12 protein-coding genes are annotated in these 14,076 nt (G+C 60.9%); 11 read left to right on the top strand and 1 reads right to left on the bottom strand.

Going from position 1 to position 14,076, the window contains the following annotated elements; translation table 11 throughout:
• Nucleotides 1-87: 87 nt before the first annotated feature.
• Together BLU46_RS09755 and BLU46_RS09760 are read left to right on the top strand one after the other, a co-directional pair.
• Nucleotides 88-1,146, top strand: a complete 1,059-nt coding sequence (locus BLU46_RS09755) for a FecCD family ABC transporter permease (protein ID WP_093201053.1) — start codon at nt 88-90, stop codon at nt 1,144-1,146.
• Entirely contained in the window at nt 1,143-1,931 is a 789-nt protein-coding gene (locus tag BLU46_RS09760) for an ABC transporter ATP-binding protein (RefSeq protein ID WP_093201058.1), read from the top strand. Before BLU46_RS09755 ends, BLU46_RS09760 begins: the two co-directional genes overlap by 4 nt.
• Before the next feature lie 5 nt (nt 1,932-1,936).
• Here the strand turns inward: BLU46_RS09760 and BLU46_RS09765 are convergent, their stop codons facing one another.
• Nucleotides 1,937-2,488 (bottom strand): cysteine hydrolase family protein, encoded by a 552-nt coding sequence (locus BLU46_RS09765; protein ID WP_093201062.1) that lies wholly within the window; start codon nt 2,486-2,488, stop codon nt 1,937-1,939.
• A gap of 96 nt (nt 2,489-2,584) precedes the next feature.
• Between BLU46_RS09765 and BLU46_RS09770 the strand changes: the two genes are divergently transcribed.
• The 9 genes from BLU46_RS09770 (at nt 2,585) to BLU46_RS09810 (ending at nt 13,244) form a co-directional block, all read left to right on the top strand.
• Nucleotides 2,585-3,229, top strand: coding sequence for a glutathione binding-like protein (locus BLU46_RS09770; protein ID WP_017479389.1), 645 nt, complete (start codon nt 2,585-2,587; stop codon nt 3,227-3,229).
• A 234-nt stretch (nt 3,230-3,463) separates the two neighbouring features.
• The gene (locus tag BLU46_RS09775) at nt 3,464-5,905 is read left to right on the top strand and encodes a penicillin acylase family protein (RefSeq protein ID WP_093201067.1); all 2,442 of its coding nucleotides are present in this window, start codon (nt 3,464-3,466) and stop codon (nt 5,903-5,905) included.
• A gap of 195 nt (nt 5,906-6,100) precedes the next feature.
• On the top strand, nt 6,101-7,105 hold the full coding sequence (locus tag BLU46_RS09780; protein ID WP_093201074.1) for a ligase-associated DNA damage response exonuclease: 1,005 nt from the start codon (nt 6,101-6,103) through the stop codon (nt 7,103-7,105).
• Nucleotides 7,102-8,736: an ATP-dependent DNA ligase gene (locus BLU46_RS09785; RefSeq protein ID WP_093201080.1), complete on the top strand. Its 1,635-nt coding sequence runs from the start codon at nt 7,102-7,104 to the stop codon at nt 8,734-8,736. The genes BLU46_RS09780 and BLU46_RS09785 overlap by 4 nt, the downstream gene beginning before the upstream one ends.
• A gap of 329 nt (nt 8,737-9,065) precedes the next feature.
• Complete coding sequence (locus BLU46_RS09790; protein ID WP_003213667.1) at nt 9,066-9,845, top strand: transporter substrate-binding domain-containing protein; 780 nt, start codon at nt 9,066-9,068, stop codon at nt 9,843-9,845.
• 57 nt (nt 9,846-9,902) lie between these two features.
• The gene (locus BLU46_RS09795) at nt 9,903-10,631 is read left to right on the top strand and encodes an ABC transporter permease (RefSeq protein ID WP_063032870.1); all 729 of its coding nucleotides are present in this window, start codon (nt 9,903-9,905) and stop codon (nt 10,629-10,631) included.
• The gene (locus BLU46_RS09800; protein ID WP_093201085.1) at nt 10,628-11,338 is read left to right on the top strand and encodes an ABC transporter permease; all 711 of its coding nucleotides are present in this window, start codon (nt 10,628-10,630) and stop codon (nt 11,336-11,338) included. Before BLU46_RS09795 ends, BLU46_RS09800 begins: the two co-directional genes overlap by 4 nt.
• 9 nt (nt 11,339-11,347) lie before the next feature.
• On the top strand, nt 11,348-12,466 hold the full coding sequence (locus tag BLU46_RS09805) for a succinylglutamate desuccinylase/aspartoacylase family protein (RefSeq protein WP_093201089.1): 1,119 nt from the start codon (nt 11,348-11,350) through the stop codon (nt 12,464-12,466).
• Between the two features lie 13 nt (nt 12,467-12,479).
• Entirely contained in the window at nt 12,480-13,244 is a 765-nt protein-coding gene (locus BLU46_RS09810) for an ABC transporter ATP-binding protein (RefSeq protein ID WP_063032874.1), read from the top strand.
• The last annotated feature ends 832 nt before the right edge of the window (nt 13,245-14,076 follow it).

The following is a 14,076-nucleotide window of genomic DNA, read 5'->3' on the forward strand; positions in this document are numbered from 1 at the left end:
ATTCACCATCGCCATCGCAGGCAAGCCAGCTCCCACACTGACCGAGTACCGACAGGGATTTTCGTCGTTTTCAAGGCTGCGAATCCAATGACCACTCAAACCCTCGACCTCGCCACCGCCAGCGAAGGCTACCGCCACCTGCTGGCCCGTCGCTGCTGGCTGCTCGCCCTGCTGGGTGGCGCGCTGATGTGCGCGATCCTCGTGGACCTGGCCAGCGGCCCGTCGGGCATGGGCCTTGGCGCCCTGCTGGATGGCTTGCTGCACCCGGCCCACCTGAGCGCCACCGACCAGGTGATTATCTGGAACGTGCGCCTGCCCTACGCCTTGATGGCGGTGTTGGTCGGTTGTGCGCTGTCGCTGGCGGGCGCCGAGATGCAGGCGATCTTGAACAACCCGTTGGCCAGTCCGTTCACCCTGGGGGTTTCCTCGGCGGCGGCGTTGGGCGCGTCCCTGGTGATTGTGTTTCCGGTGACAACGCTGTGGGTGTCGGCCAATACGGCGATTTCCATTTCGGCATTTGTGTTTGCCGCCGCCTCGGTCTTTTTGCTGCAAGCCATGTCACGCCTGCGGGGTGCCGGGGTGGAAAGCCTGGTGCTGTTCGGGATTGCCCTGGTGTTCATTTGCAACGCGGTGGTCGCCCTGTTGCAACTGGTGGCCACCGAGGACGTGCTGCAACAACTGGTGTTCTGGACCCTGGGCAGCGTGACCCGGGCCAACTGGGACAAGCTCGGCATCCTCGCGTTTGTGGTCGCGGTGGTCATGCCCTTTTCCTTTGCTGCCGCGCCACGCCTGACCTTGTTGCGCATGGGCGAAGACCGCGCGCAAAGCTTCGGGGTCGACGTGAAACGCCTGCGGTTTTTCTCGTTGCTGCGCATCAGCCTGCTGTCGGCCACCGCTGTGGCGTTTGTAGGAACCATCGGATTTATCGGGCTGGTAGGTCCGCATATCGCGCGGATTCTGGTGGGTGAAGATCAGCGCTTCCTGCTGCCGGCCAGCGCGCTTGTCGGCGCTTTGCTGTTGTCGCTGTCCTCCATCGCCAGCAAGTTGATCATGCCCGGGGTGATCGTGCCGGTGGGCATCGTCACCGCACTGGTGGGCGTGCCGATTTTCGTGTTGCTGGTGTTCAAGCGCGGGAGGCAGTTATGAGTAAGGGATTGTCGATTCAGAACGCCCACGTCAGTTATGGACGACGCCAGATTGTGCATGACCTGAGCTTGCCAACCTTGGCCCACGGCAGCCTGACCGCGTTGATCGGGCCAAACGGTGCGGGCAAGTCAACGTTGCTGCGGGCGGTGGCGGGGCTGGAAAAGATGCAGGGCGTTGTCAGATTGGGTGACCTGGACCTGACGAAAATGTCCGTCGGTGAACGTGCCCGACGCGTGACCTATATGCCGCAAAACCTTCCGCCGGGGTTGAGCCTGAGCGTGATGGAAAGCGTGATCGCCGCGTTGCGGGTGGCGAATGTCGATGGCATTCCGCTTTCAAGCGACGCATGCATGCGCCAGGCCTTTGATGCGTTGCAAAGGATTGGCATCGCTCACCTGGCGGATCAGCTATTGAGCACGTTATCCGGCGGTCAGCGGCAACTGGTCAGCCTGGCGCAACTGATTGCGCGCCGGCCACAGGTGATGCTGCTGGATGAGCCCACCAGTGCGCTGGATTTGAACTACCAGTTAAAAGTCATGGACTGCGTGCGCGGCCTGGTACGGGAACACAACCTGATCGCCGTGGTGGTGCTGCACGACATCAACCTCGCCGCGCGTTATGCCGACCATATCGCGGTGCTGCGACAAGGCCGGTTACATGCCTGTGGCCCAGCGGACGAAGTGCTGGATGCGGCGCTGTTTGCCGAAGTCTATGGCGTGCAGGTCCGTATCGAACGGTGTTCGCAACAGACGTTGCAGGTGTTGGTGGACGGCGCCGTAACCTGACCCCCCTACGGGAGGAGGGTTTCTGAAGAGATGACGGTGGCGTATTCGCCGTGGAGGTTGCCCAACGACATGGCATGTACCGCCTCCGCCGAGTGCATCTGCCCAAAAAAGTCCGGCTTGTCGAAGGTGTAGCAGGCATCTTCGATAACCCAGGTCTCAAAGCCCAGGTTGCCGGCGCTGCGGGCCGTGGCCTCCACCGAGTTATGGGTGGCCACGCCCACCAGCACCACTTGCCGAATCCCCGCCTCACGCAAACTCGCCTCCAGACCTGTCCCACAAAACGCATCCGGCACCCGCTTCTGAACCAACTGCTCACCCGTCTGCGGAATAAAGGCGTCCTGAAACTCCACCCCCGACTGCTCAGGCCAGAACACCGACTCCGGCGAGTGGGACAAATGCTGCACATGAATCACCGGCCAACCTTCGTGCCGCCAATGCCCCAGTAACGCCAGCATGCGCGCCTCGGCGTGCGGATTATTGCGCCGCCCCAGCCTGGGATGATGAATGCCTTTTTGCTGGTCAATCAGAATCAACGCTGCGCCCGCACGAATTTCCATATCGATAGACCCAAATGTTTCATTGAATTTTCGTCACCCTAACATCACCTATACCTACAGGCATTCGCTCAAGCATTACCACCCTTGGAGAGCTTCATGATCGACCTGTATTACTGGACCACCCCCAACGGTCACAAAGTGTCGTTGTTCCTGGAAGAAGCCGGTCTGCCTTACGAGGTGCACCCGATCAACATTGGTCAGGGCGAGCAGTTCAAGCCTGACTTCCTGAAAATTGCCCCCAATAACCGCATCCCGGCCATCGTCGATCAGAACCCGACCGACGGCGGCGCGCCGATTTCCCTGTTCGAATCCGGCGCGATCCTGCTGTACCTCGCGGAAAAAACCGGCAAGTTCATTCCCCAGGATCTGCGCGGTCGTCAGGAAGCATTGCAGTGGTTGTTCTGGCAGATGGGCGGCCTGGGCCCGATGGCCGGGCAGAATCACCACTTCAGCCAGTTCGCCCCGGAAAAGATTCCCTACGCGATCAAACGCTATGTGGACGAGACCGCCCGCCTGTATGGCGTGCTGGACCGGCGCCTGGCCGACCGCACGTTCGTGGCCGGCGATGAGTACAGCATTGCCGACATGGCGATCTACCCGTGGATCGTTTCCCACAAGTGGCAGAGCCAGAAGCTGGAAGACTTCCCACATGTAGAACGCTGGTTCAACCACATCAAGCAACGCCCGGCGACGGTGCGTGCTTATGAGCTGGTGCAGAAGGTCAATCCGCCGAAATCCTGAAGGTAAGCCGAATCAAAAATGTGGGAGCGGGCTTGCTCGCGAATGCGGTGGATCAGTCACAACTTTTTAGCTGACACACCGCTTTCGCGAGCAAGCTCGCTCCCACACTGATTTGTGCCCGACTAGAAACCTTACGCAAATCCTGAAAATAAGCATCGCCTCCCGCTTGCGTCGTTTCGCCGCGCTCACTAACGTAGCGCCTTTACTGACGCTACCCCCCGCAGGAGCTTTGCCATGGCCTCGCCAGCCCTCTCACATTTTCTTCCCCGGTTCGGCGTTGCCGCGGCCATTGCCAGTGCCTTGGGCCTGGCCGGTTGCCAGTTACAAAGCACCCAAGACACCCTGCCTCCGGTTTCCGGCGTGCAGCCCATCAAGGGCCTGGCGCAGAATGTTTCCGTGCGCCGCAACAACCAGGGCATCCCGCTGATTGAAAGCAGCACCTTCCACGATGCGCTGTTCACCCTGGGCTACGTGCACGCCAGCGACCGCATCACCCAGATGGTCACCCTGCGCCTGCTGGCCCAGGGCCGCCTGGCGGAAATGTCCGGGCCGGATGTGCTGGATGTCGACCGTTTCATGCGGGCGGTCAACCTGCGCAAAAGCGCCGGCGAGCTGTATAACGCCTCGTCGCCGCGCCTCAAGCGCTTCTTTGAAGTGTATGCACGCGGGGTCAACGCCTACCTGTTCCGCTACCGCGACAAGCTGCCGCCAGACCTGGCCCAGAGCGGCTACAAGCCTGAATACTGGAAGCCGGAAGATTCGGCGCTGCTGTTCTGCCTGCTGAATTTCAGCGAGTCGACCAACCTGCAGGAAGAGTTGTCCTCATTGGTGCTGGCGCAGAAAGTCGGCGCCGACAAACTCGCCTGGCTGACCCCAAGCTACCCGGATGAACCGTTGCCGGTGGCCGAATCCGACAAGCTCAAGGGCATCAACCTGAGCCAGATCCCGGGCCTCGCCGCGTTGACCAGCCTCAGCGAGCACCTCGGCACCTTGAACACCCTGGGCACTTCCAGCTCCAGCAACTGGGCGATCGGCCCGCAGCGCAGCCGCAGCAACAAAAGCCTTTTGGCCAATGACCTGTCGACCTCGATGCAGGCGCCTTCGCTGTGGAACTACGTGCAGATCCGTTCGCCGAAATACCAGGCCGCCGGCGTTTCGATCGCTGGCCTGCCAACCCTGCTTTCCGGCTTCAACGGCAAGGTGGCGTGGAGCATGAGCCAGGTCTCGGGCGACACTCAGGATGTGTTCCTGGAGAAGGTCAAGCGCCAGGGCAATGCGCTGTACTACGAAAACAACGGCAAATGGCTGCCGGCCATCGTGCGCAATGAAACCTACTTCGCCAAGGGCCAGCGGCCGATTCGCGAAGCGGTGTACGAAACCCGCCACGGGCCACTGCTCAACAGTACCCAATCGCTGAACAGCGGCTACGGCCTGGCCTTGCAGACCGCCGATTTCAAGGACGACAAGAGCCTGGACGCGTTCTTCGACCTGTCCCGTGCGCAAACCGCCGGTAAAGCGTCTGACGCCACCCGGGAAATTCGCGCAATTGCCTTGAACATGGTCTTCGCCGACGCCAGCAGCATCGGTTGGCAAGTGACCGGGCGCTTCCCGAACCGCCGTGAAGGCGAAGGCCTGGTGCCGTCGCCGGGCTGGGACGGGCGTTTCGACTGGGATGGCTACGCCGACGCGATGCTGCACCCTTACGATCAGGACCCGACCCAAGGCTGGATCGGCACCGCCAACCAGCGCACCATTCCCCGTGGCTACGGCATGCAATTGTCCAACTCGTGGGCGGCGCCGGAACGTGCCGAACGTATCGCGCAACTGGCCGGCAACGGCAAGCACGACAGCCGCAGCATGATCGCCATGCAGTACGACCAGACCACCACGTTCGCCGCCAAGCTCAAGAGCATGTTCCAGGCGCCGGGCATGGTCCAGCCGCTGAAACAGGCGATCGACGCATTGCCAGCGGCAGACCAGGCCAAGGCGCGGGAAGCCCTGGGTCGCCTGATGGCGTTCGATGGCCGTCTCGTCTCCACCTCTGCCGACGCGGCGATTTATGAGTTGTTCCTGCAGGAAAGCGCCAAGCAGATTTTTCTCGACGAACTCGGTCCGGAAAACAGCGCCACCTGGAAAGCCTTTATCGGCAACGCCAACCTGTCGTACTCAGCGGTGGCCGACCACCTGCTGGGGCGCGAAGACAGCCCGTTCTGGAATGACGCCCGCACCGGGCAGAAAACCGACAAGCCGGCGATCCTCGCCCGCAGCCTGGCCGCCGCGATCACCGCCGGCGATAGCGCACTGGGCGCCGATCACAAGGCCTGGCAGTGGGGCAAATTGCACAGCTACACCTGGAAGAACACCAGCGGCCAGAACATTCGCGGCCCACTGGCAGCGGGCGGCGATCACAACACGCTGAACAGCGCACCGTATAGCTGGGGCCAGAGTTTCGACACGACCCAGGTGCCGGCACTGCGGATGATTGTCGACTTCGGCCAGGTGGAACCCATGATGGGCCAAAGCGGCATCGGCCAATCCGGCAACCCCGCGAGCCCGAACTATGCCAATGGCATCGACCCGTGGTTGAAAGCGCAATACCTGAGCTTCCCGATGCAGCCGCAGAACTTTGACGGGGTGTATGGGAAGACGCGGTTGACGTTGGTGCCGGGTAAATAACCCGGTTTCCCTGACTCAACCAAATCAATGTGGGAGCTGGCTTGCCTGCGATGGCATCAACCCGGTCTGACTGCCAGACCGAGTCGCCAGCATCGCAGGCAAGCCAGCTCCCACAGTTGATCGCATCCATTTCCGATAGAACTTCTCCACCCGCCCCCGCCTCATAATTAACAAGCCCACTTCCACGGCACACCCATGGACCTTGTTATCGCCCGGCCCGAAGGCCTCTACTGCCCCGCCGGGGATTTCTACATCGACCCCTGGCGCCCGGTGGAACGCTCCGTCATTACCCATGCCCACGGCGACCACGCCCGCACCGGCAACCAACACTACCTGGCCGCCGCCCCCGGCGAAGGCATCCTGCGCTCACGCCTGGGCCAGGACATCAACCTGCAAACCCTGGCCTACAGCGAAACCCTGCGCCACCACGGCGTCAACTTGAGTTTCCATCCCGCCGGCCATGTCCTCGGTTCGGCCCAGGTGCGCCTGGAATACCAGGGTGAAGTCTGGGTCGCCTCCGGCGACTACAAAGTCGAGCCCGACGGCACCTGCGCGCCGTTTGAACCGGTGCGCTGCCATACCTTTATCACCGAATCGACCTTCGGCCTGCCGATCTACCGCTGGCAGCCCCAGGCGCAGATTTTTGCCGGAATCAACGACTGGTGGCAGGCGAATATCGCGGCCGGCAAGGCCAGCGTGCTGTTCTGTTATTCCTTCGGCAAGGCTCAGCGGATTCTCCACGGCATTGACGCCAGCATCGGCCCGATCCTCAGCCACGGCGCGGTCGAACCCCTGAACCGGGTATACCGCGAAGCGGGCATCTATATCCCCGAAACCCTCTACGCCGGCGACTTCAAAAAGACCGACCCTTTGTTGCGCCAGGCCTTGATCATCGCCCCGCCCTCGGCCGGCGGCAGCACCTGGATACGCCGCTTCGGCGACTACAGCGACGCCTTCGCCAGCGGCTGGATGCGCCTGCGCGGCACTCGGCGGCGGCGCGGGGTGGATCGCGGCTTTGTGCTCTCGGACCACGCCGATTGGCCCGGGCTGTTGTGGGCCATCGAGCAAACCGGCGCTGAACGAGTGATGGTCACCCACGGTTCTGTGGGCGTCTTGGTCCGGCACCTGCGGGAAAAGGGCCTCGACGCGCAAGGGTTCACCACCGAATACGGCGATGACGAAGAGGAAGTCACGTCATGAAGGCCTTCGCGGAGCTGTACGCCAATCTCGACGCAACCACTTCCAGCAATGCCAAACTCGCGGCCTTGCAGGCTTACTTCCTACAAGCGCCCGCGGAAGATGCTGCATGGGCGGTGTACTTTTTATCCGGCGGGCGGCCCCGGCAACTGGTGCCCACCCGGTTGCTCCGGGACATGGCCACCGAAGCCGCCGGCATTGAGCCGTGGCTGTTCGAAGAGAGTTATCAGTCGGTAGGCGACCTGGCAGAAACCATTTCCCTGCTGTTACCGGAATCGCCCCACACCTCCGACGACGGCTTGGCGGTGTGGCTGGAAGAAAAACTCCTGCCCCTGCGTGGCCTGCCGCCAGAAGAATTGGCCGAGCGCCTGCCCGCGTTGTGGGCCCAACTGGATCAACCGAGCCTGATGCTGTGCATCAAGCTGATCACCGGCAGTTTCCGGGTGGGCGTGTCGAAGTTGCTCGTCACCCGCGCCCTTGCGGCCATGGCCGGTCTCGACAGCAAACGCGTGGCCCAGCGCCTGGTGGGTTACACCGACCTGTCCAACCGTCCGACCGCCGAAGGCTATTTGAAACTGATCGCTGCCGAATCGTCCGACGAGCATGCGCAACGTGGCGGGCAGCCTTATCCGTTTTTTCTCGCCCATGGCCTGGCCCAACCGGTGGAGCAATTCGAGGCCCTGCTCGGCTCTCCCGCTGACTGGCAAGTGGAATGGAAGTGGGACGGCATCCGCGCACAGTTGGTCAAGCGCGAAGGCCGACTGTGGATCTGGTCCCGGGGCGAAGAACTGGTCACCGAGCGTTTTCCGGAACTTCATGAGCTGGAAAACAGCCTGCCGGATGGCACGGTGATCGACGGCGAAATCGTGGTGTGGAAGGGCGCGGTGCAACCCTTCGCCCTGCTGCAACAGCGCATCGGCCGCAAAACCCTGAGCAAGAAGATCCTCGAAGACGCCCCCGTCGCAATGCTGGCCTACGACCTGCTGGAACACCACGGCGACGATTGGCGCAACCACACCCAGGCCGAGCGTCGGGCACAACTGGAACAGGTGATCAGCGACTGCGGCCAACCCACGTTGCGGGCGTCGCCTTTGCTGACCGGCGACAACTGGCAGGCCTTGGCGGAGCAACGTGAAGCCTCCCGCAGCCTGGGCGTGGAGGGCATGATGCTCAAGGCCCGGGATGGCCTCTACGGCGTGGGCCGCACCAAGGACATGGGCGTGTGGTGGAAGTGGAAAGTCGACCCGTTCAGTGTCGATGCCGTGCTGATCTATGCCCAGCGCGGCCATGGCCGGCGCGCCAGCCTGTACAGCGATTACACCTTCGCAGTATGGGACGGCCCGCCCGGCAGCGAACGCACGCTGGTGCCATTCGCCAAGGCGTATTCGGGGCTGACCGATGAAGAAATGCGCAAGGTCGACGCCATCGTGCGCAAGACCACCGTGGAGAAGTTCGGCCCGGTCAGCAGCGTCACGCCGAGCATGGTGTTTGAACTGGGTTTTGAAGGGATTGCCCTGTCCAAGCGGCATAAGAGCGGAATAGCCGTGCGTTTTCCGAGGATGTTGCGCTGGCGCCAGGACAAGTCCGTCGATGAAGCCGACAGCCTAGCGACCCTGCAGGATTTACTGGCCTGACACGTCTCTCACGAACACCACAGATCAATGTGGGAGCGGGCTTGCTCGCGAATGCGGTGTGTCAGTCAATACATCTGGTGACTGATCCACCGAATTCGCGAGCAAGCCCGCTCCCACATTTGAAAACTTCAAACGCCCCAAAATAATGCATAGATTTATCAATGCCCATTTTCGGGCATTTCCTACTGGCACAACTCCTTAATCTCACCTTTTAAAACGACCATTCGGAACTATGGTGCAGAAATTGCTACTTGAGTCCGGTCTGACACCGTTCAGTAACAGTCCTAACCGCGCCACAAGCGCTTATCTTGGTTTCCAGGGATTACATAATGAAAAAAGCATTGCTGACCCTTTCTGCACTGGCTCTGTGCATGGCCGCCGGTTCCGCGCTGGCCAAGGAATACAAGGAATTGCGTTTTGGTGTCGATCCGTCCTACGCGCCGTTTGAGTCAAAAGCCGCTGATGGCAGCCTGGTGGGCTTCGATATCGACCTGGGCAATGCCATCTGTGCCGAGCTGAAGGTCAAGTGCAAGTGGGTCGAAAGTGATTTCGACGGCATGATTCCAGGCCTCAACGCCAACAAATTTGATGGCGTGATTTCCTCGATGACCGTGACCGAAGCCCGTGAAAAGGCGATCGACTTCTCCAACGAGCTGTTCTCCGGCCCGACTTCCCTGGTGTTCAAAAAGGGCGCGAACTACTCCACGCCTGAGTCGCTCAAGGGCAAAAGTGTTGGCTACGAGCAAGGCACCATCCAGGAAGCCTACGCCAAGGCCGTACTGGACAAGGCCGGTGTGACCACCAAGGCCTACGCCAACCAGGACCAGGTATACGCCGACCTGACATCCGGTCGTCTGGACGCTTCCGTACAAGACATGCTGCAAGCCGAACTGGGCTTTTTGAAGTCGCCAGCCGGTGCTGACTACGAAGTCAGCAAGGCCATCGACGATCCACTGCTGCCGTCCAAAACTGCGGTCGGTATCAAAAAAGGTAACAAAGACCTCAAGGCCTTGTTGGATAAAGGTATCAAAGCGTTACACGATGATGGCACCTACGCCACCATCCAGAAGAAACACTTTGGCGATCTGAACCTGTACAGCGGCAAATAATGCCTGGGGCGCCCTTCCTCTGGAGGGGCGCTTTTTTATCGCCATAGGTCCTGATTTATGTTCGAAGATCTTTTGCAAACCCTGGGGCTCAGTGCCTTTAGCTTGAAGGGTTTCGGCCCGCTGTTGCTGCAAGGCACCTGGATGACCGTCAAGTTGTCAGTGTTTTCCCTGGCCGTCAGCGTGTTGCTGGGCTTGCTCGGCGCCACTGCCAAACTCTCCAGCCTGCCGTTCCTGCGGATTCCCGCACAGATCTACACCACCTTGATTCGCGGCGTGCCCGACCTGGTGCTGATGCTGCTGATTTTTTATAGCCTGCAAATCTGGCTGACCGGCTTTACCGACTTTATGGAATGGGACTACATCGAGATCGACCCATTCAGCGCCGGGGTGATCACCCTGGGCTTTATCTACGGTGCGTATTTCACCGAGACCTTCCGCGGTGCGATCCTCGCCGTGCCCCGTGGCCAGCTGGAAGCCGCCACGGCCTACGGACTCACGCGTGGCCAGCGGTTTCGCTTCGTGACCTTCCCGCAGATGATGCGCTTCGCCCTGCCGGGCATTAACAACAACTGGTGCGTGATGCTCAAGGCCACGGCCCTGGTGTCGATCATCGGGTTGGCCGACCTGGTCAAGGCCGCACAGGATGCCGGCAAGAGCACCTATCAGCTGTTCTATTTCCTGGTGATCGCCGCGTTTATCTACCTGTTGATCACCAGCGCGTCCAACTTCGTCCTGCGCCGCCTTGAACGGCGCTACTCCGCAGGCTCCCGGGAGGCAGTGCGATGATCGAACTTATTCAACAATACTGGCGCCCCTTCCTTTATAGCGACGGCCAGCACATCACCGGCCTGGCCATGACCATGTGGCTGCTCAGCGCCTCGATCTTCATCGGCTTTCTGGTATCGATCCCGCTGTCCATTGCGCGGGTGTCGCGCAACCGCTGGGTACGCTGCCCCGTGCAGTTCTACACCTACCTGTTTCGCGGCACGCCGCTGTATATCCAGTTGCTGATTTGCTACACCGGGATCTACAGCATCGCGGCGGTTCGTGCGCAGCCGGTACTGGATGCGTTCTTTCGCGATGCGATGAACTGCACCATCCTCGCCTTCGCCCTCAACACCTGCGCCTACACCACGGAGATTTTTGCCGGGGCAATCCGCAGCATGGCCCACGGCGAAGTCGAAGCGGCGAAAGCCTACGGCCTCAGCGGCTGGAAGCTGTATGCCTACGTGATCATGCCGTCGGCCCTGCGCCGTTCGCTGCCGTACTACAGTAATGAAGTGATCCTGATGCTGCACTCGACGACGGTGGCCTTCACCGCGACGATCCCGGATATCCTGAAAGTCGCCCGGGACGCCAACTCGGCCACCTACATGACCTTTCAATCATTCGGTATCGCTGCGCTGATCTACCTGACCGTGACCTTTGCCCTGGTCGGTCTGTTTCGTCTGGCGGAGCGTCGCTGGCTGGCCTTTCTCGGCCCCAGCCACTAAGGAGCCTTCATGCGTCATCAGATTCATCCACTATTGGCGCCGGTGCCGGGCACGGCGCGGCAGATCCACAGTTTCCACTTCGGGCCGGAACAGGCCGAAGGCAAGGTCTACATCCAGTCGTCGCTGCACGCCGACGAATTGCCGGGCATGCTGGTGGCCTGGCACTTGAAGGCGCGCCTGGCGGAGCTGGCCGCCGCCGGCCGCCTGCGCAGCGAGATCGTACTGGTGCCCATCGCCAACCCCACCGGCCTGGAACAGGTGTTGATGGACATCCCCCTGGGCCGCTATGAGCTGGAAAGCGGGCAGAATTTCAATCGCCTGTTTGTCGACCTGAGCGACGACGTCGGCAATCAGGTCGAAGAACTGCTGGGGGATGATCCACAGCACAACGTCGAACTGATTCGCGACGCACTCACCATGGCGCTTGCGGCGCAGACACCCGCCACGCAGCTGGAATCCCAGCGCTTGGTGCTGCAACGCCTGGCGTGCGATGCCGACATGGTGCTGGACCTGCACTGCGACTTCGAAGCCGTGGCGCACCTGTACACCACCCCCGAAGCGTGGCCCCGGGTAGAGCCGTTGGCGCGCTATATCGGTTCGGAGGCCAGCCTGTTGGCTACCGATTCCGGTGGGCAGTCGTTCGATGAATGCTTCACCCTGGTCTGGTGGCAATTGCAGCAACGGTTTGGCGAGCGCTTCCCGATCCCGATGGGCAGCTTTTCCGTGACCGTCGAACTGCGCGGCCAGGGCGACGTCAACCACGGCCTGGCCAGCCTCGACTGCCAGGCGATCATCGATTACCTGATTCACTTCGGCGCGATCGGCGGCGACCCTGCACCGTTGCCGGACTTGCCCTACCCCGCCACACCGCTGGCGGGCGTCGAACCGGTGGCCACACCGGTGGGTGGCTTGCTGGTATTCAGTGTGCTGCCCGGCGAATACCTGGAAGCCGGGCAACTGATCGCCGAAATCATCGACCCTATTTCTGACCGCGTAACGCCGGTGCATTGCCGCAATGCCGGGCTGCTTTACGCTCGTTCGCTGCGACGCATGGCCACTGCCGGGATGGTCCTTGCCCATGTCGCCGGCACTGAAGCCTATCGCAGCGGCTATCTACTTTCGCCTTGAGGATGCACGCCCCATGTACAAATTGACCGTTGAAGGCCTGCATAAAAGCTATGGCGACAATGAGGTGCTCAAAGGTGTTTCGCTCAAGGCCAAGACCGGTGATGTGATCAGTTTGATCGGCGCCAGTGGCTCGGGTAAAAGCACCTTTTTGCGCTGCATCAACTTTCTTGAACAGCCCAATGACGGCGCCATGACCCTGGATGGGCAGCAGATTCGGATGGTCAGCGACCGCCATGGGATGCGCGTGGCGGATGATGCCGAGTTGCAGCGCCTGCGTACGCGGTTGGCGATGGTGTTTCAGCATTTCAACCTGTGGAGCCATATGAGTGTGCTGGAGAACATCACCATGGCGCCGCGCCGGGTGCTGGGTTGCAGCAAGAAAGACGCCGAGGACCGGGCTCGCCGGTATCTGGACAAGGTTGGATTGCCGGCGCGGGTGGCGGATCAGTATCCGGCGTTTTTGTCGGGGGGCCAGCAACAGCGGGTGGCGATTGCCCGGGCGTTGGCGATGGAGCCGGAGGTGATGCTGTTTGACGAGCCGACTTCGGCGCTGGATCCGGAGTTGGTGGGTGAGGTGTTGAAGGTGATTCAGGGGTTGGCTGAGGAAGGCCGGACGATGATCATGGTGACCCATGAGATGAGCTTTGCCCGCAAGGTGTCGAGCCAGGTGCTGTTTTTGCACAAGGGATTGGTGGAGGAACAGGGTGCGCCGGAGGATGTGCTGGGTAATCCGAAGAGCGAACGGTTGCAGCAGTTTTTGAGTGGGAATTTGAAGTAGCCGGTCGGGGTGGGGTGTATATCCGTTATTTAGGTAACGGCCGCCTATGGTTCCGCTCTTACAGCGGCTCACTTTTGAAGAGCGCAAAAGTAAGCAAAACGCTCTTGCCCCACCACTCGGCACCTCGCCTAGGCTCGGTGTGCCCTCACTCCGGCTTTGGACCGTGGGCCGCCGCGATGGGCCATCCTTGGCCCAGCGCGGCTAACCCGGCGTCCTGCCGGGTTACCCACGCTCCAAAGCCTGCGTTCGGCCAGCGTGGTTTAACGGGGCGCCTAAGATCAAAATCAAGATCAAAAGCAGGAGCACAGCGGCCTCCCGGCCGGCTTGAGTGTTGAAGAGCAAAAACCAAATCAAAATCTAAAGCGGGCACGGTCAAATGTGGGAGCTGGCTTGCCTGCGATGGCATCACCTCGGTGTGCCTGAAAAACCGAGTTGTCTGCATCGCAGGCAAGCCAGCTCCCACAGAAAAGCAGCTTTGCTTTCGCTCTGGTCTTTGCCTTTGCTTTTAACACTCAAGCCGGCCTGTAGGCCGCTGTGCTCTTGATCTGCTTTTGATTTTGATCTGCGGGCCCCGTTAACCACGATGGCCGCAAGCAGGCACGGTGGAGCGGGTAAATCGGCAGGGATGCCGATTTAGCCGCGCCGGGCCATGGATGGCCCGTCGCGGCGGCCCGCGGAATCGGGCCGGAGTGCGGGCATGCCGAGCCTAAGCGAGGCACCGAGTGGTGGGGCAAAGACCTTTTGGTTACTTTTGGGGCGTTTGCCAAAAGTGACCCGCTGTAAGAGCGGAACCATAAGTGGCCGTTACCTAAATAACGGATATACACCCGAA

The organism is Pseudomonas yamanorum (assembly GCF_900105735.1).
GTDB classification, from domain to species: Bacteria; Pseudomonadota; Gammaproteobacteria; order Pseudomonadales; family Pseudomonadaceae; genus Aquipseudomonas; species Aquipseudomonas yamanorum.

Excerpts from the sequence above, each read along its gene's own strand:
- BLU46_RS09770 (WP_017479389.1), top strand. The coding sequence starts at position 2,585 with ATGATCGACCTGTATTACTGGACCACCCCCAACGGTCACAAAGTGTCG.
- BLU46_RS09810 (WP_063032874.1), top strand. The coding sequence starts at position 12,480 with ATGTACAAATTGACCGTTGAAGGCCTGCATAAAAGCTATGGCGACAAT.
- BLU46_RS09795 (WP_063032870.1), top strand. The coding sequence starts at position 9,903 with ATGTTCGAAGATCTTTTGCAAACCCTGGGGCTCAGTGCCTTTAGCTTG.
- BLU46_RS09805 (WP_093201089.1), top strand. The coding sequence starts at position 11,348 with ATGCGTCATCAGATTCATCCACTATTGGCGCCGGTGCCGGGCACGGCG.
- BLU46_RS09785 (WP_093201080.1), top strand. The coding sequence starts at position 7,102 with ATGAAGGCCTTCGCGGAGCTGTACGCCAATCTCGACGCAACCACTTCC.
- BLU46_RS09780 (WP_093201074.1), top strand. The coding sequence starts at position 6,101 with ATGGACCTTGTTATCGCCCGGCCCGAAGGCCTCTACTGCCCCGCCGGG.
- BLU46_RS09790 (WP_003213667.1), top strand. The coding sequence starts at position 9,066 with ATGAAAAAAGCATTGCTGACCCTTTCTGCACTGGCTCTGTGCATGGCC.
- BLU46_RS09755 (WP_093201053.1), top strand. The coding sequence starts at position 88 with ATGACCACTCAAACCCTCGACCTCGCCACCGCCAGCGAAGGCTACCGC.
- BLU46_RS09775 (WP_093201067.1), top strand. The coding sequence starts at position 3,464 with ATGGCCTCGCCAGCCCTCTCACATTTTCTTCCCCGGTTCGGCGTTGCC.
- BLU46_RS09800 (WP_093201085.1), top strand. The coding sequence starts at position 10,628 with ATGATCGAACTTATTCAACAATACTGGCGCCCCTTCCTTTATAGCGAC.
- BLU46_RS09760 (WP_093201058.1), top strand. The coding sequence starts at position 1,143 with ATGAGTAAGGGATTGTCGATTCAGAACGCCCACGTCAGTTATGGACGA.
- BLU46_RS09765 (WP_093201062.1), bottom strand. The coding sequence starts at position 2,488 with ATGGAAATTCGTGCGGGCGCAGCGTTGATTCTGATTGACCAGCAAAAA.